The organism is Cupriavidus sp. H39, from assembly GCF_050271075.1.
Lineage (GTDB): Bacteria > Pseudomonadota > Gammaproteobacteria > Burkholderiales > Burkholderiaceae > Cupriavidus > Cupriavidus necator_B.
The window spans coordinates 1,502,386-1,519,459 of the sequence record NZ_CP189848.1; the positions used below are offsets into that span (position 1 = coordinate 1,502,386).

Sequence of the window (17,074 nt, forward strand, 5' to 3'; positions counted from 1 at the left end):
CGGGAGAGGATTCAGGGCTTGGGCGCGGCGGCCTTGCCGGCCGCGCGCGCGCGGCGCTTGTACGGACGCAGGTACAGGATGGTGCTGGTGAAAAACACCAGCGTCAGCGCCACCTCCACCCACGCCAGCGTGGACGAGGGCGCGCGGTCGCTGGTGGCGCGCACGATGCCTTCGGTGAAGAACAGCAGGATCAGCATCGACGACCACTGCATGGTGTAGCGGTTGCGCGTGAGCACGCCGCGCAGCGGCAGCAGCAGCGGCAGGAACTTGAGGATCAGCCATGAGCCGCCCGGCCGCAGCGGGGCCAGCCACCATTCCCAGGCAATGCACAGTACCAGCAGCGCCAGCAGGCTGCCCGCGCTGAGCCGGTACAGCCAGGGGCTGTGCAGGGCCTGGTCGGTGTCCGCCGCGGCCGTCATGCCTGCGCTCCGGCCAGGCGCAGCGCGGTCTGCGCCAGCCTGCGGCCCATGGCCAGGGCCAGCGCCGATTCGTCTTCGGTGACGGGCCCGCGGTTGTCGCCGTGGGCATGGTGGCTGGGGCCGTAGGGCGTGCCGCCGGAGGCCGTGGTCATCAGGCCCTTCTCGGAATAGGGCAGCCCCAGGATCAGCATGCCGTGGTGCAGCAGCGGCAGCATCATCGACAGCAGCGTGGTCTCCTGTCCGCCATGCAGGCTGCCGGTGGCGGTGAAGACGCAGGCGGGCTTGCCGGTGAGCGCGCCCGACAGCCACTGGGCCACGGTGCCGTCGAGGAAGTACTTCATCGGTGCGGCCATGTTGCCGAAGCGGGTGGGACTGCCCAGCGCCAGCCCGGCGCATTCCTCGAGGTCGCGCAACTCGGCATAGGGCGGGCCGTCGGCCGGGATATCGGGCGCGGTGGCCTCGCACACGGTCGAAACCGGCGGTACCGTGCGCAGGCGGGCCTGGGCGCCGGCAACGCTGTCGATGCCGGTGGCGATCAGTTCGGCAAGTTTGCGGGTGCTGCCGTGGCGGCTGTAGTACAGGACGAGGATCTCGGTCATGGAGCGGGACGGCCGGCGGTGAAAGGGCGGCGAAGGGGTGATGCGGGAGGATGCCGGCAACAATGCGCGTATTATAGATGCGCCCCCCGCGCCATCTCCCGATGGCCTCGCGCTGCACGCGCAACGGGGCCGCCCAAAGACTCGACAGACGATCCGAACAACCAGATCAGGAGGTTGCTTGCGCATGATTGGAGCCCGCGTCGCCCGCCTGCGCCGGGAGTGGAACCTGCAGAAGGTACGCGCCCTGGCGCGCTACGCGCTGCGCCGCGCCAGTGAAGACCGGCTGCCGCAGGTCTCGGCCAGCCTGACCTTCACCACCGTGCTGGCGGTGGTGCCGGTGCTGACCGTGGCGTTCGCGCTGCTGGCCGCGTTCCCGGTGTTCCGCGATTTCCGCAACGCCATCGAGGCGTTCCTGTTCCAGAACCTGATCCCCGGCAACGTCAGCGAATCGATCCAGCGCTATCTCGGCATGTTCGCCAAGAGCGCGCGCGGGCTGACCGCGATGGGCCTGGGCGGGCTGATGGTCACCTCGGTGCTGACCATGCTGACCGTGGAAGACGCGCTCAATGCGATCTGGCGCGTCAAGCAGCGCCGCCCGCTGGCGCAGCGGGTGCTGGTGTTCTGGGCGGTGCTGACCTTCGGGCCGGTGCTGATCGGCGCGAGCCTGTCGATCAGTTCCTACCTGATCTCGATCTCGGCGGGCTATGTCGGCACCATGCCAGTGGGGCTGGGCCTGCTGGTGGGCGCGGCGCCGGTGCTGCTGTCGGCGCTGGCCTTTGCCTTCCTGTACACGGCGGTGCCTAATGCCTATGTCGAGTGGCGCGATGCCATCGTCGCCGGGCTGGTGGCCGCGGTGGCATTCGAGTTCGCCAAGCGCGGCTTCGGCTATTTCATCACCGAGATTCCCGCTTATACCGCCGTCTATGGCACCTTCGCCGCGCTGCCGCTGTTCCTGCTGTGGATCTACCTGAGCTGGCTGGTGACGCTGCTGGGGGCGACCATCGCCGCCAACCTGCCGGTGATCCGGCAGGGCTACTGGCGGCGCCGCAGCTTTGCCGGCAGCGAGTTCTTCGACGCGCTGGGCGTGCTGCTGCTGCTCTACCGCGCCCGCGATGAAGTGCCGCGCAGCGTCGGCGAGCTCGACCTGAGCCGCAAGCTGCGGGTCGAGGCCGACTACCTGGCCAGCCTGCTGGGCAAGCTCAAGGCCATGCACCTGGTCGGCCGCCTGCAGCAAGAGCGCGGCCAGGCCCACTGGGCGCTGCTGTGCGACCCGTCGCAGGTCACGCTGCGCATGCTGCATGACCGACTGGTGCTGAACCTGCCGCGGCTGCCGCGCACGGCGCTGGCGCAGCATCTGCGCGGAGCCGATGCGCTCAAGTCGGTCCTCGATAATCCGCAACTGGACCAGACGCTGGAAGCCGTGTTCCGGCAGCAGCCGGTGGATTTGCCGCCCACGGCGGGCGATGGCGACGGTCAGCGCCAGCGGCGTGCGCTGGAGGTGGTGCCACCGGGGTGGCATGGGCAGGTTTGATTCTTGATTAGGCTCGCTGGCTGGCGCTTGATCCCCGCTATTGAACAATCCCAATGAGGCTGTAGACAGCCTGCTGCCGGCCGTATCGCGGGGACGCCTGCGGCTGCTGCGCAGGTTCAATAGGCGCTGGCGGGCATTGGGCGTTTGCGCGCAGCGCAGCCGAAGGCGTTCCTACGACAAGGCCCGCAGCAGGGACCACCCACCGCTCTGGGCTCGTTCAACCATCCCTTCAACGCCCCACCCACCGTCGCGCACCCCTGCGGCAGGCAATCTAGCTTTGTGAGGAAGCGAAGCCCCGTACGAAAACCCCCAGGCACACTACGATAAGACATGCCGCCCGCAGGGCAGTAAACGCGCTTTTTGGTTACTTTTTGTCGCTCGGACAAAAAGTGACCCGCCCAGCAGGGCGGAACCAGGCGGCTCAAAAGCCGACAGCATGTCACCAACAGCAATCGCCAATCAAAAAGAAACCCTCCCCCGCCAAATATCCAAATACATCACCCAATCCCCCATCAAGCTATAAACCGGATGCCGAAACGTAGCCGGCCGATTCTTCTCGAACCCAAAGTGCCCAACCCAGGCGAACGCATACCCCGCCACCACCGCGGCCAGCAGCCACCTGGCATTGCCGGTCACGACCAGCGCCACCAGGCATAGCAGCGCCACTGTCGAACCGGCGAAATGCAGCCGCCGGCAAGTACGGTTCTGGTGTTCGCTCAGGTAGTAGGGATAAAAAGCAGCGAAATTCTCAAACTCGCGCGCGCGGGCATGGGCCATGGCTGTCTCCGGCAGGTCTGGTTTGCTGCAGTGTAGACCTTCAGCGCATGGCTGTAGCGGGGACGGCCGCCGGCGTGGCAGGCCGCCCCGGGGGACCGTGTGTCAGCCAGCCGCCACCACCTTGCGCGCAAACGCCGCCAGCGCATCCAGCACCTCGTCCGGGCGCTCGCCCATCAGCGCATGGCCGCAGGGGACCGTCACCACGCTGGCGCTGGTCATCTTGCCGGCGAGCGCCTGAGCCGCCTTGGGCGAGGTCATCATGTCCTTGCTGCCGGTGATAAACAGCGCGGGGCAGGTCGCCGCCGCGGCGGCTTCCTCGCCATGGGCATAGGCGTTGCAGGCCGAGAAATCGTTGTAGAACACATGCGCCTGCGGGTTATTGCGCGATACGCGCTCCATCAGCCGCTGGCTGCCGCCATGCATCCACGCGCCCGGTCCCGGCGACGACGGCTTGTTGGCGAGGCTCGAGTGCGACCACGCATTGACCATGGCGATGGCATCGCCCTCGCGGTTTAGCGAAGCGTCCAGCAGCGCGTCCGACACCTTCATCGGATACGCCGTGGCCAGCAGCCCGATGCCGCGCACCGCCTGCGGATGCCGCGCCGCGCATTCCAGCGCGATCAGCGAGCCCATGCTGTGGCCGAACACCAGGGCCGGCGCCTTGACGCCGGCGGCGGCCACCAGCGCCATGACCCAGTCCGCCATGGCCTCGACCGTGGCCAGCGGCGCGCCCTTGCTGCGGTTGTGGCCAGGCAGGTCCACCGCCAGCACCGAGAAGCCATGGTTGGCAAACCAGCGCGTCTGCAGGGCCCACACGCTGTGGTCGTTCTGCGCGCCGTGGACAAAGACGGCGCAGGGCAGGGCGGGGTCGAAGGGTTTGCCGCCGGTATAGGCGTAGGCCGGCTGGCCGGCAAGGTTCAGTTCCATCAGGCTTGCCCTCCCTTGTTGCCGGCACCCGCGCCCATGGCCTTCTCGGCCGCCTTCAGGCCGCGCTTGAGATCGTCGATCAGGTCGTCAGCATCTTCCAGGCCGACCGACAGCCGGATGGTGCCTTCGGTGATGCCCGCCGATTGCAGCGCGGCCGCATCCATGCGGAAGTGCGTGGTCGACGCCGGGTGGATCACCAGCGAGCGCGCGTCGCCGACGTTGGCCAGGTGCGAGAACAGCGCCAGGCTTTCGATAAAGCGCTGGCCGGCAGCGCGGTTGCCCTTCAGGTTGAAGCTGAACACCGCGCCGCAGCCGCGCGGCAGCAGCCGCTTGGCCAGTTCGTAGTCGGGGTGAGACTCCAGCTCCGGGTACGACACCGATTCCACCATCGGATGCGACACCAGGAACTGCACCACCTTGCGGGTGTTGTCGACATGGCGGCTCATGCGCAACGGCAGCGTCTCCACCCCCTGCAGCAGCTGCCACGCCGCCATCGGGTTCATGCACGCGCCGAAATCGCGCAGCCCTTCGCGGCGCGCGCGCAGCAGGAACGGCGCCACCGTGCTTTCCTCGGTGAACACCATGTTGTGGAAGCCCTCGTACGGCTCGGACAGCTCCGGGAAGCGCCCCGAGGCTTCGAAGTCGAAGGTGCCGCCTTCGACCAGCACGCCGCCGATGGTGGTGCCGTGGCCGCCCAGGAACTTGGTGGCCGAGTGGTAGAGCAGGCCGGCGCCATGGTCGAACGGCCGCAGCAGGTAGGGCGTGGTGAAGGTGGAATCGACCAGCAGCGGGATGCCGTGGTCCTGGCCCAGTTGCGCCAGGGTCGGGATGTCGAGCACGTCCAGCCCGGGATTGCTCAGCGTCTCGCCGAACAGCAGCCGGGTCTCGGGCCGGATCGCGGCGCGCCAGGCGTCGAGGTCGCGCGCCTTGACGAAGGTGGTCTCGATGCCGAAGCGGCGCAGCGTGTAGTGCAGCAGGTTGTGCGAGCCGCCGTACAGCGCCGACGACGCCACGATATGCGAGCCCGCGCCCATCAGCGTGGCCACCGCCAGGTGCAGCGCGGCCTGGCCCGAGGCCGTGGCGATGGCGCCGGCGCCGTTCTCGAGCGCGGCGATGCGCTCCTCGAGCACGGCCACGGTGGGATTGGAGATGCGGGAATAAACGTGCCCTGCGCGTTCCATGTTGAACAGCGACGCGGCGTGCTCGCTGTCGCGGAACACGAACGACGTGGTCAGGTGGATCGGGGTGGCGCGGGCCCCGGTGGCGGGGTCGGGCGCGGCGCCGGCGTGCAGCGCCAGCGTGTCGAAACGGGTTCCGGACATGGTCGGTCGGCCTTGAGTTGTCTCCGGCCAGCATCGTAGCATCGTGCGCCCGGCCACGCGCGGTGGTGGCCCGCAAACCGGCCTCCCGCTTTACTTTGGCGGCGGGTTTGGGCTAGCATCGGCCAACGGGCAACGCGCCCGCACACCCCCAGACAGAAAACAATGTGACCGGAATCGCCCGCGCCAGCGGCCGCGGCGATGCCCTCAGTTTCAGCTCGGTTAGAGCGCAGGCAGCGGAGACCACCATGAAAGTCAGCGACATCCTCCAGATCAAGGGCAATACGCTCTACACCGTGACGCCTGACACCTCCTTGCTGGTCGCCGTGCACACCATGGCCGAGCACGATATCGGCTCGCTGGTGGTGATGGAATACGGCGACCTGGTCGGCATGCTGACCTTCCGCGAGATCATCGAGACGCTGGCGCGCAACAACGGCAACGTCGGCACCACCAGCATCCGCAAGGTGATGGACGATGCGCCGCTGACCTGCACCATGGAAACCGACGTCAACGAGGTGCGGCGCATGATGCTGGAGCGTCACACCCGCTACCTGCCGGTGCTCGACAACCGCACGCTGATGGGCGTGATCTCCTTCTACGACGTCGCCAAGGCCGTGGTCGAGGACCAGAGCTTCGAGAACAAGATGCTCAAGGCCTATATCCGCGACTGGCCGGAAGAGCGCGCCGAGTGATGGCGCCGGGCTCCCCGGGCTGAAGCCGCCTGCGGAAATACCCTCGGTTGGCGCCACCCGGCCGCGGCAAGGTGGCGGCAAGGCCGCGGCTGCGGCACACTAGCCGGCGTTTCCATTTCCGTTGGCGGTCGCCCGACCGACCGGCCCATCCATGAGCCAACCCAGCCAGTTCCGACTGCTCGGCCTGCGCCGCTTCGCGCCGTTCTTCTGGACCCAGTTCCTGGGGGCGATGAACGACAACGTGTTCAAGGTCGCCTTCACCTCGCTGGTGACCTACCACACGGCGCTGTTCGAGGGCGTCGACGCGCGCAGCGCGGCGTTCCTGATCTCGGCCATCTTTATCGCGCCGTTCGTGCTGTTCTCGGCCACCAGCGGGCAGATTGCCGACAAGCTGGAGAAGTCGCGGCTGATCCGGCTGGTCAAGTCGCTGGAAATCGCCATCATGGTGCTGGGGCTGGCCGGCTTTGCGTGGCACAGCGCGCCGCTGCTCTACACCGGCACCTTCCTGATGGGGCTGCATTCCACGCTGTTCGGGCCGGTCAAGTTTGCCTACCTGCCGCAACACCTGGACGAAAGCGAACTGGTCGGCGGCAACGGGCTGGTCGAGATGGGCACCTTCGTCGCGATCCTGATCGGGACGCTGATCGGCGGCGAACTGGCCGGCCTGCAGCAGGGCGGCACCATCGTCGGGCCGATGTACGTGGGCGCGGTGTGCGTGGCCATTGCCATAGGCGGGCGGCTGGTGTCGGGCCGGATCCCGGCGTCGCCGGCGCCACAGCCGGACCTGCGCATCAACTGGAACCCGTTTTCCGAGACCTGGCGCAACCTCGTGCTGGCGCGCGGCAACCGCACCGTGTTCCTGAGCCTGCTCGGCATCTCGTGGCTGTGGTTCCTCGGCGCGACCTTCCTCACCTCGTTCTTCAGCTATGCGAAGGACGTGCTCGGCGGCGACCAGAACGTGGTGACGCTGCTGCTGGCGGTGTTCTCGCTGGGCATCGGCACCGGTTCGCTGCTGTGCGAGCGCCTGTCCGGGCGCCATGTCGAGATCGGCCTGGTGCCGTTCGGCTCGATCGGCATGACCGTGTTCGCGGTCGACCTGTACTTTGCCAGTCAGGGGCAGGCGCCGGCCGCGCTCAGCGGCATCGGCGCCTTTTTGACCGCGCCGCACCACTGGCGCGTGCTGGCCGACCTGTTCCTGCTGGCCATGTTCGGCGGCTTCTACAGCGTGCCGCTGTACGCGCTGATCCAGAGCCGCAGCGCGCCGACGCACCGCGCCCGCATCATCGCCGCCAACAACATCCTGAACAGCTTCTTCATGATCGCCGCGTCGCTGCTCGGCGTGGCGATGACGCGGGCGGGCTACAGCATTCCGCAGCTGTTCCTGGTGGTGGGGCTGCTCAATGCCGTGGTGGCGGTCTATATCTATTCGCTGGTGCCGGAATTCCTGCTGCGCTTTATCGCGTGGATCCTGGTCCATACCCTCTATCGGCTGCGCCGCATCAACGCCGAGCGCATCCCCGCCGACGGCCCGGCGGTGCTGGTGTGCAACCACGTCAGCTTTGCCGATGCGGTGGTGCTGATGGCGTGCAGCCCGCGCCCGGTGCGCTTCCTGATGGACCACAACATCTTCAAGGTGCCGCTGCTGTCGTGGTTCTTCCGCCAGGCGCGGGCGATCCCGATCGCGCCGGCGCACCAGGATCCGGAGATGCTCAGGCGCGCCTACGACAGCGTGGCCCAGGCGCTGGACGAGGGCGACCTGGTCTGCATCTTCCCGGAAGGCAAGATCACTGCCACCGGCGACATCAATCCGTTCAAGCAGGGCGTGCAGCAGATCATCCGGCGCACGCCGGTGCCAGTGGTGCCGATGGCGCTGCGCGGGCTGTGGGGCAGCTTCTTTTCGCGCAAGGGCGCGCCGGCGATGTCGCGGCCGTTCCGGCGCGGCATTTTGAACCGGCTGGAGCTGGTGGTAGGCGAGCCGGTGCCGCCCGAGGCCGCCACCCCGGAAGGGCTGCAGCAGATGGTGCAGGCGTTGCGCGGCGACTGGCGCTAGCTGACGAAAAAAAGGCGATCTCGATGATTACCCTCTATACCTTCGGCCCCCGCCTTCGGGCTGCCCGATGCCAGTCCGTTCGTCACCAAGGCCGAGATGCTGCTCAAGCTGGCCGGCCTGCCGTACCACGCGCGGCCGGGCAACCTGCGGCGCGCGCCCAAGGGCAAGCTGCCGTACCTGGACGACATGGGCCGGATCGTGGCCGATTCCACCATGATCCGCTGGCATATCGAGAAGACCTACCACATCGATTTCGACGAGGGCCTGAGCCCGGCCGAGCGCGGCATCGCCTGGGCCGCCGAGAAGCTGATGGAGGACCATCTCTACTGGGCGGTGGCGCGGGTGCGCTGGCTGGACCAGGCCAATTTCGACAAGGGACCGGCGCAGTTCTTCCGCAGCGTGCCGGCACCGGTGCGCGGCCTGGCCGAGCGGCTGGTGCGCTACAAGGTGCGCAAGACGCTGTGGGGGCAGGGCCTGGGCCGGCATAGCGAGGAAGAGCTGGTGGCGCTGGCCAGCAAGGGCGTGACCTCGATCGCCGATATCCTGGGCGACAAGCGCTACCTGATGGGCAACCGGCCGTGCGGGGCCGATGCCACGCTGTTTGCCTTTGCCGGCAGCCTGCTGTGCCCCGTATTCGACACCCCGATCCGCACCGCGGCGGAGGGACATGCCAACCTGGTGGCCTATATGGCGCGGATGCGGGCCGAGTTCTACCCTGAGCTGGCCGGGCAGCCGGTGCCACAGAGCGCCGCCGCCTGACCCGGCAGGTGCCGCCAGGGGGCGCCCGAGCCCGGCCATTGGCCTTACAATGGAGGCCGTCCCCAATTCCTGTGCGGTTTCCATCATGTCCGGCAACACCCTTGGCCTGCTTTTCACTGTCACCACTTTCGGCGAATCGCACGGGCCCGCCATCGGCGCGGTGGTGGACGGCTGCCCGCCGGGGCTGGCGCTGACCGAGGCCGATATCCAGGGCGACCTGGACCGCCGCAAGCCCGGCACCTCGCGCCACGTCACCCAGCGCAAGGAACCCGACCAGGTCGAGATCCTGTCGGGCGTGTTCGAAGGCAAGACCACCGGCACCCCGATCTGCCTGCTGATCCGCAACACCGACCAGCGCAGCAAGGACTACGGCAATATCGTCGAGACCTTCCGCCCGGGCCATGCCGACTACACCTACTGGCAGAAATACGGCATTCGCGACCATCGCGGCGGCGGCCGTTCGTCGGCGCGCCTGACCGCGCCGGTGGTGGCGGCCGGCGCGGTGGCCAAGAAGTGGCTGCGCGAGCAGTACGGCACCGAGATCCGGGGCTATATGTCGCAGCTGGGCGAGATCGCGGTGCCGTTCACCGACTGGTCGCATGTCCCGGAGAACCCGTTCTTCGCCGCCAATGCTGACATCATCCCCGAGCTGGAAACCTATATGGACGCGCTGCGCCGCGACGGCGACTCGGTCGGCGCGCGCATCGAAGTGGTGGCCAGCCACGTGCCGGTGGGCCTGGGCGAGCCGCTGTTCGACAAGCTCGACGCCGATATCGCGCACGCCATGATGGGCATCAACGCGGTCAAGGGCGTCGAGATCGGCGCCGGCTTCGACAGCGTCGCGCAGCGCGGCAGCGTCCATGGCGACGAGCTGACCGCGGCGGGCTTCCGCACCAACAACGCCGGCGGCGTGCTGGGCGGCATCTCCACCGGCCAGGACGTCACCGTGTCGCTGGCGATCAAGCCGACTTCATCGATCCGCACCCCGCGCGAATCGATCGACAAGGGCGGCAATGCCGCTACCGTCGAAACCTTCGGCCGCCACGATCCGTGCGTGGGCATCCGCGCCACGCCGATCGCCGAGGCCATGCTGGCGCTGGTGCTGATCGACCACGCGCTGCGCAACCGCGCCCAGTGCGGCGACGTCCGCGTCGACACGCCGCGCATCCCCGCGCAGGCCGGCCAGACCCGCTGACTTGACGCCGCACCGCGCGGGCGGCGGCGGGGCCGGCGGCCCCGACTATGCCCGCTTCGGGCTCTTCTACCTGGGCTATTACGGCTACGTCGGCCTGATCTCGCCCTACGTCAGCCTGTACTTTGCCGACCGCGGCTTCAACCCCGTGCAGATCGGCGTGCTGATGGCGAGCTTCCAGGTCAGCCGCATCGTCGGCCCCTACCTGTGGGGCTGGCTGTCCGACGTGATGCACACGCGCGTGCGCATCCTGCGCGTGAGCGCGTTCACGTCGCTGCTGGCGTTTCTGATGCTGCCCGGCGTCGGCAGCTACGGCGGCATGATGGCGATGATGCTGACGCTGAGCCTGCTGACCAGCGCGATGTCGCCGCTGGGCGATGCCCTGACCATTTCCACGCTGCGCCGCCACGGCGCCTTCGACCACAGCTACGGCCGCATCCGCATGTTCGGCTCGCTCGGCTTTATCGGGGCGGTGCTGGCCGGCGGGGCGCTGTTCGAGGCGGTCGGCATGCGCGCGTTCCCGTGGGTGGCGAGCGTGCTGCTGGCGATCCTGGCCGGGGTGGTGCTGACCATGCGCGATGCCGCCGACGATGGCCCGCGCACCACGCCGCCGCGCGCCTTGCCGCTGCTGCGCCGCCCGGACGTGGCCTGGTTCCTGGCCTCGGCCTTCCTGATGATGTTCGCGCACGCCGCGCTCTACGTGTTCTATTCGCTGTGGCTGGAGACGCTGGGCTACAGCAAGCTGGCCATCGGCGCGATGTGGACCATCGGCGTGGTCGCCGAGATCGTCTTCTTCTACTACCAGGGCCTGCTGTTCGCGCGTTTTGCGTTGCGCACCATCCTGGCGGGTACCTTCGTGCTGGCGGCGCTGCGCTTCGGGCTGACCGGCTACTTCGCGCAGTGGGTGTGGCTGATGGCGCTGGTGCAGGTGCTGCACGCCGCGACCTTCGCCGCGCACCACAGCGCCAGCCTGAAGCGCCTGCAAGCCTGGTTTGCCGGGCCGCTGCAGGGACGCGGGCAGGCGCTGTACACCGGCATCTCGTACGGCGTCGGCGGCACGCTGGGCGGGCTGGCGATGGGCTGGACCTGGAACGCGCTGGCGCCGGCGCATACCTTCGGGCTCGCCGCCGTCGCCGCGGCGGCCGGGGCCTGCTGCGCCGCGATGAGCTTTCGCGCGGAAGGCCGCCCGGCTGGCGCCGGCGGCGCAGTCAGCCGTGGCGACACCATGCCGGGCAGTTAGAGCCGGCCAGGGCGTCAGAACTTGTGGCGCAGCCCGGTAGTGACGCCAATGCGGTTGCCATGGCCGAAGAACGGCGTGACGAAGTTGGGCCGCGACGCCAGCGTGCGCCACGTCCCCGTCAACGACGAGTAATCGGCTTCGAGGTAGACATCGGTGCGCTTGCTGAGGTTGTAGTCCACCATCATGGCCGCGGTATAGCGGTTGCCGCCGTCGCCGTTGATCTTCATGCGGTCGTAGGTGCCGGTGAGATAGAACGTCCAGGCATCGTCGAAGGCGTGCTTCAGCCCGGCGTAGTAGGCGTTGTCGCGATAGCCCGCCTGGTCATAGGTGCTGCGCGTGAAGCCGGCGTTGAACAGGGTCTTGCCCCAGCGATAGGTGCCGCCCGCCGACCACACCTGCTGGTCGCTCACGGGCACGGCGGTGCCGAAGTAGGTGGCCGTGTCGCGCATGATCTGGTAGCCACCGGCCAGCTTGACGTTGCCGCTGCTGTAGGTGACGCTCGCGCCCGTCGACGAGGACGCCGGGAAGCTGCCGGCGACTTCGCCAAAGGCATGCTGCGCGGCGACCGTGACCGGCCCGAATACGCCGGAGTACTTGAGCATGTTGTCCTGCCGCACGCCGCCGGTGTAGTTGCCGCTCTGGAACGCGATCAGGCCCAGGTTGGGCAGCGCCATGGTGTCGTAGCTGGCGATGAGTTCATGGATCACGGTGAAGTCCCGCCCCAGCTTGAGGCTGCCGAAATCCCCGCCGAGGCCGACGAAAGCCTTGCGCCCGAACAGCCGCCCGCCCTGCGAGGCCATGCCCGTGTCCGGCAGGAAACCGTTCTCCAGCACGAAGAACGCGCGGTAGCCGTTGCCGAGCGTTTCGGTGCCCTGCATGCCGAAGCGCGTGCCGGTGAGTACGCCGTCGCCCATCTGGACCTTGCCGTCGCCGGCGGCGTTCTCATGGGTGGTGTAGCGGATCGTGGTGTCGATGAGCCCGTACAGCGAAACGCTGCTCTGAGCCAGGGCAGGCGTTGCGAATCCGCATGCCAGGCAAAGCGGCACGATGAGTTTCTTCATGTTGTCTCCGTGATGGATATAAGAATTTTCCAGGGCGGCAGGCGCCCCGGACGGTACTGCGGACAAGGGTTGGCCGTGATCGGCCGTGGTTGGTGTCAGGCCCGGATGTAGCTGGTCTTGCCTGCGGTAAAGAATTCGCGTGCGGCCCATCCTTGTTCGTGCGGGCCGTATGACGAGGCCTTGGTGCCGCCGAACGGGACGTGATAATCGACGCCGGCGGTGGCGGTATTGACCATCACCATGCCGGCGCGCAGGTGGCGCCGGAAGCGGCGCGCCTGCGCCAGCGAGCGTGTGCACACGCCCGCCGACAGGCCGAACGGGGTGTCGTTGGCAAGCGCGAGCGCATGGTCGTTGTCGCGCGCGCGCAGCACCGTCGCGACCGGCCCGAAGATTTCTTCCTGCGAGATGCGCATGCCGCTCTCGCATTGCAGGAACAGCGCCGGTGACAGATAAAAGCCGTCGCTGGCGCCCTGCAGCCGTTCGCCGCCGCACGCCAGCACGGCGCCTTCCTCGCGGCCGATGGCGACGTAGCGCAGGTCCTTCTCGAGCTGGCCAGCGTCGACGACCGGGCCGATCTCGGTGGCCGGGTCCAGTGCATGGCCGACGCGAAGCCGCTGCGTCGCCTCAAGCAGCGCCGCGGCGAAGCGGTCGTGGATGTCGGCGGTCACGATGATCCGCGACGACGCGGTGCAGCGCTGCCCGGTGGAGTGGAAGGCGCCCTGCACGGCGGCGTCGACCGCCACGGCAAGGTCCGCGTCGCCCAGTACCACCAGCGGGTTCTTGCCGCCCATCTCCAGTTGCAGGCGCGTGCCGGTGCCGCCAAGCGCCTGCGCAATGCGCCGGCCAGTGGCTTCCGACCCGGTAAAAGACACTGCCGCGACCCCGGGCGCGGTGGTCAGGACCTGGCCCAGATCCGCGCCGCGGCCGAGCACCAGGTTGAAGACGCCGTCCGGCAAGCCGCTGCGCGACAGGATTTCCGCGAGCGCCCAGGCCGAGCCGGGTACCAGTTCGGCCGGCTTGAACACCACGCAGTTGCCGAACGCCAGCGCCGGCGCGATCTTCCACGCCGGGATGGCGATGGGGAAGTTCCACGGCGTAATGATGGCGACCACGCCGACCGGTTCGGCGGTGACCTCAACGTCGATGCCCGGCCGCACCGATGCCACCAGCTGTCCGTGCGGCCGCAGCGCTTCCTGCGCGAAGTACTTGAAGATCTGTCCCGCGCGTACCACCTCGCCGATCGACTCGCGCAGTGTCTTGCCTTCCTCGCGCGCCAGCAGTTGTCCCAGTTCTTGCTGGCGCGCCAGGATTTCATTGCCGACGCGATCGAGGATATCCGCCCGCAGCTGCACGGGGCTTTCGGACCACGCCCCAAACGCGGCGCTGGCTGCCGCGACGGCCTCCTGCGCCAGCGCAGGGGTGGCCAGCGCGGCCTCGCCAATGTGATCCGACAAGTCGGACGGATTGCGGTTGGGTTCACGCTGTTCGCTGTCGACCCAGCGGCCGTTGATGTAGTTCTGATATCGCATTTGGATTTTGGAAAATCCAGTGTATAGTAAGCTCGTGCTTTACCAAACGCAACCGGGTTTCCCTCCATGCAACGCATCAACACTCCCACCTACGTCCGCCTGCGCGAACAGATCCGCGCCGACATTGCCGCCGGCATCTGGCCGCTCGGCGCGCACATCACGCTGGCGCAGATGGTGGAGCGCTACGAGGTCAGCCTGAACCCGGTGCGCGAGGCGCTGCTGCACCTGCAGGGCGAGGGCATCATCGACATGCAGATGCACCGCGGCGCGGTGATCCCCACGGTCGACGCGGTGTACATCGCCAACATCTACGACATGCGCGGGGCGATCGAGCAGATGCTCGCGGCCAAGGTCGCGGCGCTGGCCACGCCGCAGGACATCGAGCGCATCGAGGCGGCGCGCCTGCACTACGAGGACATCGTCAGCGGCGACGACACCGGCGCCAGCGTGGCGGCAAACCGCGAGTTCCACCGGGTCTTCAACCAGGTGGCCGGCAACCAGCCCGCCGTGGACGTGCTCGGTTCGCGCTCCAGCCTGGTCGATGCGCTGCGCCGCTCGCTCGGCTATGGCCCGCAGCGCAAGGACGCGGTGATCGCCCAGCACCGCAAGCTGGTGGCAGCGGTGCGCAAGGGCGACGGCGCGCTGGCCGCGCGCATCGCACTGGAGCACGCCGAATCGGCGCGCGACGACTTGCTGCGCATGATCGAAACACCGCATTAAGCCGTGGCGCCCGCGCGGCGCCACGAAACTGTTCCAAACCTGAACCAGGAGACAGCCGACATGAAGTTCGGTAAGGGCGCCGTGCGCCTAGCGTTTTCATTCACCGCAGCCCTCGGGCTGGTCCATGCGGCCGGCGCTGCCCCCGCACCGTATCCGTCCAGGCCGATCCAGTTGATCGTCGGCTTTGCCCCCGGCGGCGCGGCCGACACCATGGCGCGCGCGGTCGCCGAGGAAATGTCCAAGACCCTGGGCCAGCCGGTGGTGGTGGACAACCGCAGCGGCGCCTCGGGCAATATCGCCACCCAGGCCGCGCTGGCCGCGGCGCCGGATGGCTATTCGGTAATCTTCGCTGCCATCCACCTCGCCACCAATCCGTCGTTGATCGGCGTGCCCTACAACCCGCGCACCGATCTGGCGATGGTGGGCCAGATGACCAGCGTGCCCGTGTTCATGCTGGCGGCAGCGTCGTCGCCGTACCGTTCGGCGGCCGACGTCATCGCGGCGTCGCGCAAGCTGGAGGGGGGTGTCAAGGTCGGCAGCGGCGGCATCGGCACCTCGTCGCACCTGGCGCTCGAACTGCTCAAGCGCGCCGAGCACATGCCGGCGCTGCATATTCCCTACCGCGGCGGTACACCAGCACTGCAGGGCCTGATGTCAGGCGAGGTGGACGTGATGTTCGACCTGGGCTCGGGGACGCTCAAGTCCTACATTGATTCGGGCAAGGTGCGGCCCCTGGCGGTGATGCAGGCCACCGCGGTAAGCGGCGTCAAGGCGCCGCCGGCGCCGGCCGCGGGCTTGCCCAAGGAGACCTATATCCGCAGCTGGCAGGGCCTGGCGGTGAAGGCCGGCACGCCGCCGGCCGTCATCGACAAGCTGCATGCGGCGCTCAACGCGGCCATGCGCCAGCCGGCGGTGCAGGCCCGGGCCCAGGCCATGGGCATGGAGCCCGCCGCCAGCGCGACCCCGGCGGATTTCCAGAAGCTCTACCTGGACGAACTGGCACGCTGGAGCGGGTTCATCAAGGCAGCGAACATCAAGCCGCAATAAGCGCCAGACACGATGAAAATCACGCAGGTCAACATTCACCTTATGCAGGCCGGCGCCCCCAGCCACACGGCATGGGGCGGGGCGGGCAAGAGCGCGCTGGCGACGGGGCGCAACTGGCTGTTCGTCGAAATTGCCACCGATGAAGGCCTGGTCGGCATCGGCGAAGGTTCCGGCTGGCCACGCGTGGTCGCGGCCGGCATGCCGGACCTGGCGCCATTGCTGGCGGGCGAGGATCCGTTCCAGACCGAGCGCCTTCACCAGAAGCTGCGCGTGGCGCTGATGGGGCACGGCCACACCGGCGTGGTCGGCGCCGGAGCGCTGGCGGCGCTGGACACGGCGCTATGGGATATCAAGGCCCAGGCGCTGGGCCGCCCGCTGCACGACCTGCTCGGCGGCGCGCTGCGCCAGCGCGTGTCCTATTACGCGCACGTCAAGGATGCCGAGACCGCGCGCGCCGCAGTGGCGCGCGGCGTGCGCGCGGTCAAGGTCGGCGGCACGCAGCAGATCGTCGAGCGGGCGTGGGCCGTGCGCGAAGCGATCGGGCCGGAGATCGACCTGATCGTCGACCTGCACGGTCCGGCCTGGCTGACCGGTGCCGACGCCGTGGCGGTCGGGCGGGCGCTTGAAGGCGCGCACCTGCTGTTCCTGGAAGAGCCGGTTGGTCCCGACGATGATCACGGCTGGCGCCGCGTGCGCGACCGCGTCGCGCTGCCGCTTGCCGCCGGCGAACGGCTCGGCACGCTGGCCGAGTTCGACCGGCTGATGGCGAGCGGCCTGGTAGACATCGTCCAGCCCGATACCGGCCGCACCGGCGGGCCGACCCAATTGAAGAAGATTGCCGCGCTGGCCGAAGCCCGCTCGCTGCTGCTGGCGCCGCATTCCGGCTCGCTCGGCCCGGTGGCCGAATTCGCCGCGGTGCACTGGATCGCGACCTCGCCGAATGGCCTCATTCTGGAGCGCCTGGAGCCGGACTGGCCCGGCAAGGCGCAGGCCGTCACCCGTACGCTGCAGGCCGACGACGGCCACATCGTGGTGCCCGACGGCCCCGGTCTCGGCACCGGCCTGGACCATGCCTTCATCGCCGCGCATCCGAGCGCGCGCAATGTCGCGCTGCCGGCCGGCGGCTGGGAGCCCGGCACTGCGCAGGAAACCCCGTATCTGCAGGCACGGCGCACCCGCGCACGCCTGACGCAATCGTAGCAAGGAGAC

15 protein-coding genes and 1 pseudogene are annotated in these 17,074 nt (G+C 68.4%); 9 read left to right on the plus strand and 7 right to left on the minus strand.

Annotation, left to right across the window (positions count from 1 at the left end; translation table 11 throughout):
* Nucleotides 1–11 precede the first annotated feature (11 nt).
* Both ACOCMH_RS22420 and wrbA read right to left on the minus strand, forming a co-directional pair.
* Nucleotides 12–419: a DUF2069 domain-containing protein gene (locus tag ACOCMH_RS22420; RefSeq protein WP_427313066.1), complete on the minus strand. Its 408-nt coding sequence runs from the start codon at nucleotides 417–419 to the stop codon at nucleotides 12–14.
* Complete coding sequence (gene wrbA / locus ACOCMH_RS22425; RefSeq protein ID WP_171517277.1) at nucleotides 416–1,018, minus strand: NAD(P)H:quinone oxidoreductase; 603 nt, start codon at nucleotides 1,016–1,018, stop codon at nucleotides 416–418. The genes ACOCMH_RS22420 and wrbA overlap by 4 nt, the downstream gene beginning before the upstream one ends.
* 184 nt (nucleotides 1,019–1,202) lie before the next feature.
* Here wrbA and ACOCMH_RS22430 point away from each other — a divergent pair, with 184 nt between their 5' ends.
* Complete coding sequence (locus ACOCMH_RS22430) at nucleotides 1,203–2,549, plus strand: YihY family inner membrane protein (RefSeq protein ID WP_427313067.1); 1,347 nt, start codon at nucleotides 1,203–1,205, stop codon at nucleotides 2,547–2,549.
* A gap of 459 nt (nucleotides 2,550–3,008) precedes the next feature.
* Here ACOCMH_RS22430 and ACOCMH_RS22435 read toward each other — a convergent pair whose 3' ends face one another.
* The 3 genes from ACOCMH_RS22435 to ACOCMH_RS22445 all read right to left on the minus strand — a co-directional run bounded on the left by ACOCMH_RS22435 (nucleotide 3,009) and on the right by ACOCMH_RS22445 (nucleotide 5,575).
* Nucleotides 3,009–3,326, minus strand: coding sequence for an Mpo1-like protein (locus tag ACOCMH_RS22435; protein WP_427313068.1), 318 nt, complete (start codon nucleotides 3,324–3,326; stop codon nucleotides 3,009–3,011).
* A gap of 102 nt (nucleotides 3,327–3,428) precedes the next feature.
* On the minus strand, nucleotides 3,429–4,253 hold the full coding sequence (locus ACOCMH_RS22440) for an alpha/beta fold hydrolase (RefSeq protein WP_427313069.1): 825 nt from the start codon (nucleotides 4,251–4,253) through the stop codon (nucleotides 3,429–3,431).
* A complete protein-coding gene (locus tag ACOCMH_RS22445; RefSeq protein WP_427313070.1) occupies nucleotides 4,253–5,575 on the minus strand; it encodes an O-acetylhomoserine aminocarboxypropyltransferase in 1,323 nt (440 codons plus the stop codon). The genes ACOCMH_RS22440 and ACOCMH_RS22445 overlap by 1 nt, the downstream gene beginning before the upstream one ends.
* A gap of 245 nt (nucleotides 5,576–5,820) precedes the next feature.
* Between ACOCMH_RS22445 and ACOCMH_RS22450 the strand changes: the two genes are divergently transcribed.
* From ACOCMH_RS22450 to ACOCMH_RS22470, 5 genes and pseudogenes are all read left to right on the plus strand, one after another.
* Entirely contained in the window at nucleotides 5,821–6,267 is a 447-nt protein-coding gene (locus ACOCMH_RS22450) for a CBS domain-containing protein (protein WP_171517272.1), read from the plus strand.
* A 151-nt stretch (nucleotides 6,268–6,418) separates the two neighbouring features.
* Entirely contained in the window at nucleotides 6,419–8,317 is a 1,899-nt protein-coding gene (locus tag ACOCMH_RS22455; RefSeq protein WP_427313071.1) for an MFS transporter, read from the plus strand.
* Between the two features lie 23 nt (nucleotides 8,318–8,340).
* Nucleotides 8,341–9,076: pseudogene (locus ACOCMH_RS22460) on the plus strand (glutathione S-transferase C-terminal domain-containing protein).
* 85 nt (nucleotides 9,077–9,161) lie between these two features.
* Nucleotides 9,162–10,271 carry a chorismate synthase gene (aroC, locus tag ACOCMH_RS22465; protein WP_427313072.1) on the plus strand — a complete coding sequence of 370 codons (1,110 nt, stop codon included), beginning with the start codon at nucleotides 9,162–9,164 and terminating at the stop codon, nucleotides 10,269–10,271.
* Between the two features lies 1 nt (nucleotide 10,272).
* Nucleotides 10,273–11,508 (plus strand): MFS transporter, encoded by a 1,236-nt coding sequence (locus ACOCMH_RS22470; RefSeq protein WP_427313073.1) that lies wholly within the window; start codon nucleotides 10,273–10,275, stop codon nucleotides 11,506–11,508.
* A gap of 14 nt (nucleotides 11,509–11,522) precedes the next feature.
* Here the strand turns inward: ACOCMH_RS22470 and ACOCMH_RS22475 are convergent, their stop codons facing one another.
* Together ACOCMH_RS22475 and ACOCMH_RS22480 are read right to left on the minus strand one after the other, a co-directional pair.
* Nucleotides 11,523–12,569, minus strand: a complete 1,047-nt coding sequence (locus tag ACOCMH_RS22475) for a porin (RefSeq protein ID WP_427313074.1) — start codon at nucleotides 12,567–12,569, stop codon at nucleotides 11,523–11,525.
* A 95-nt stretch (nucleotides 12,570–12,664) separates the two neighbouring features.
* Entirely contained in the window at nucleotides 12,665–14,098 is a 1,434-nt protein-coding gene (locus ACOCMH_RS22480; RefSeq protein ID WP_427313075.1) for an aldehyde dehydrogenase family protein, read from the minus strand.
* Nucleotides 14,099–14,164: 66 nt separating this feature from the next.
* Between ACOCMH_RS22480 and ACOCMH_RS22485 the strand changes: the two genes are divergently transcribed.
* From ACOCMH_RS22485 to ACOCMH_RS22495, 3 genes are read left to right on the plus strand one after another with little or no spacing between them, the layout of a single operon-like run.
* Nucleotides 14,165–14,818 (plus strand): GntR family transcriptional regulator, encoded by a 654-nt coding sequence (locus tag ACOCMH_RS22485; protein WP_427313076.1) that lies wholly within the window; start codon nucleotides 14,165–14,167, stop codon nucleotides 14,816–14,818.
* A gap of 60 nt (nucleotides 14,819–14,878) precedes the next feature.
* Nucleotides 14,879–15,865 carry a Bug family tripartite tricarboxylate transporter substrate binding protein gene (locus ACOCMH_RS22490; protein ID WP_427313077.1) on the plus strand — a complete coding sequence of 329 codons (987 nt, stop codon included), beginning with the start codon at nucleotides 14,879–14,881 and terminating at the stop codon, nucleotides 15,863–15,865.
* A gap of 12 nt (nucleotides 15,866–15,877) precedes the next feature.
* Nucleotides 15,878–17,065: a mandelate racemase/muconate lactonizing enzyme family protein gene (locus ACOCMH_RS22495; protein ID WP_427313078.1), complete on the plus strand. Its 1,188-nt coding sequence runs from the start codon at nucleotides 15,878–15,880 to the stop codon at nucleotides 17,063–17,065.
* Nucleotides 17,066–17,074: the final 9 nt, after the last annotated feature.

What these genes read in the sequence shown, in the direction of transcription:
- ACOCMH_RS22445 (WP_427313070.1), bottom strand. Translation starts at nt 5,575, where the DNA reads ATGTCCGGAACCCGTTTCGACACGCTGGCGCTGCACGCCGGCGCCGCG.
- ACOCMH_RS22480 (WP_427313075.1), bottom strand. Translation starts at nt 14,098, where the DNA reads ATGCGATATCAGAACTACATCAACGGCCGCTGGGTCGACAGCGAACAG.
- aroC (WP_427313072.1), top strand. Translation starts at nt 9,162, where the DNA reads ATGTCCGGCAACACCCTTGGCCTGCTTTTCACTGTCACCACTTTCGGC.
- ACOCMH_RS22485 (WP_427313076.1), top strand. Translation starts at nt 14,165, where the DNA reads ATGCAACGCATCAACACTCCCACCTACGTCCGCCTGCGCGAACAGATC.
- ACOCMH_RS22430 (WP_427313067.1), top strand. Translation starts at nt 1,203, where the DNA reads ATGATTGGAGCCCGCGTCGCCCGCCTGCGCCGGGAGTGGAACCTGCAG.
- ACOCMH_RS22490 (WP_427313077.1), top strand. Translation starts at nt 14,879, where the DNA reads ATGAAGTTCGGTAAGGGCGCCGTGCGCCTAGCGTTTTCATTCACCGCA.
- ACOCMH_RS22450 (WP_171517272.1), top strand. Translation starts at nt 5,821, where the DNA reads ATGAAAGTCAGCGACATCCTCCAGATCAAGGGCAATACGCTCTACACC.
- ACOCMH_RS22475 (WP_427313074.1), bottom strand. Translation starts at nt 12,569, where the DNA reads ATGAAGAAACTCATCGTGCCGCTTTGCCTGGCATGCGGATTCGCAACG.
- ACOCMH_RS22455 (WP_427313071.1), top strand. Translation starts at nt 6,419, where the DNA reads ATGAGCCAACCCAGCCAGTTCCGACTGCTCGGCCTGCGCCGCTTCGCG.
- ACOCMH_RS22495 (WP_427313078.1), top strand. Translation starts at nt 15,878, where the DNA reads ATGAAAATCACGCAGGTCAACATTCACCTTATGCAGGCCGGCGCCCCC.
- ACOCMH_RS22435 (WP_427313068.1), bottom strand. Translation starts at nt 3,326, where the DNA reads ATGGCCCATGCCCGCGCGCGCGAGTTTGAGAATTTCGCTGCTTTTTAT.
- wrbA (WP_171517277.1), bottom strand. Translation starts at nt 1,018, where the DNA reads ATGACCGAGATCCTCGTCCTGTACTACAGCCGCCACGGCAGCACCCGC.
- ACOCMH_RS22420 (WP_427313066.1), bottom strand. Translation starts at nt 419, where the DNA reads ATGACGGCCGCGGCGGACACCGACCAGGCCCTGCACAGCCCCTGGCTG.
- ACOCMH_RS22440 (WP_427313069.1), bottom strand. Translation starts at nt 4,253, where the DNA reads ATGGAACTGAACCTTGCCGGCCAGCCGGCCTACGCCTATACCGGCGGC.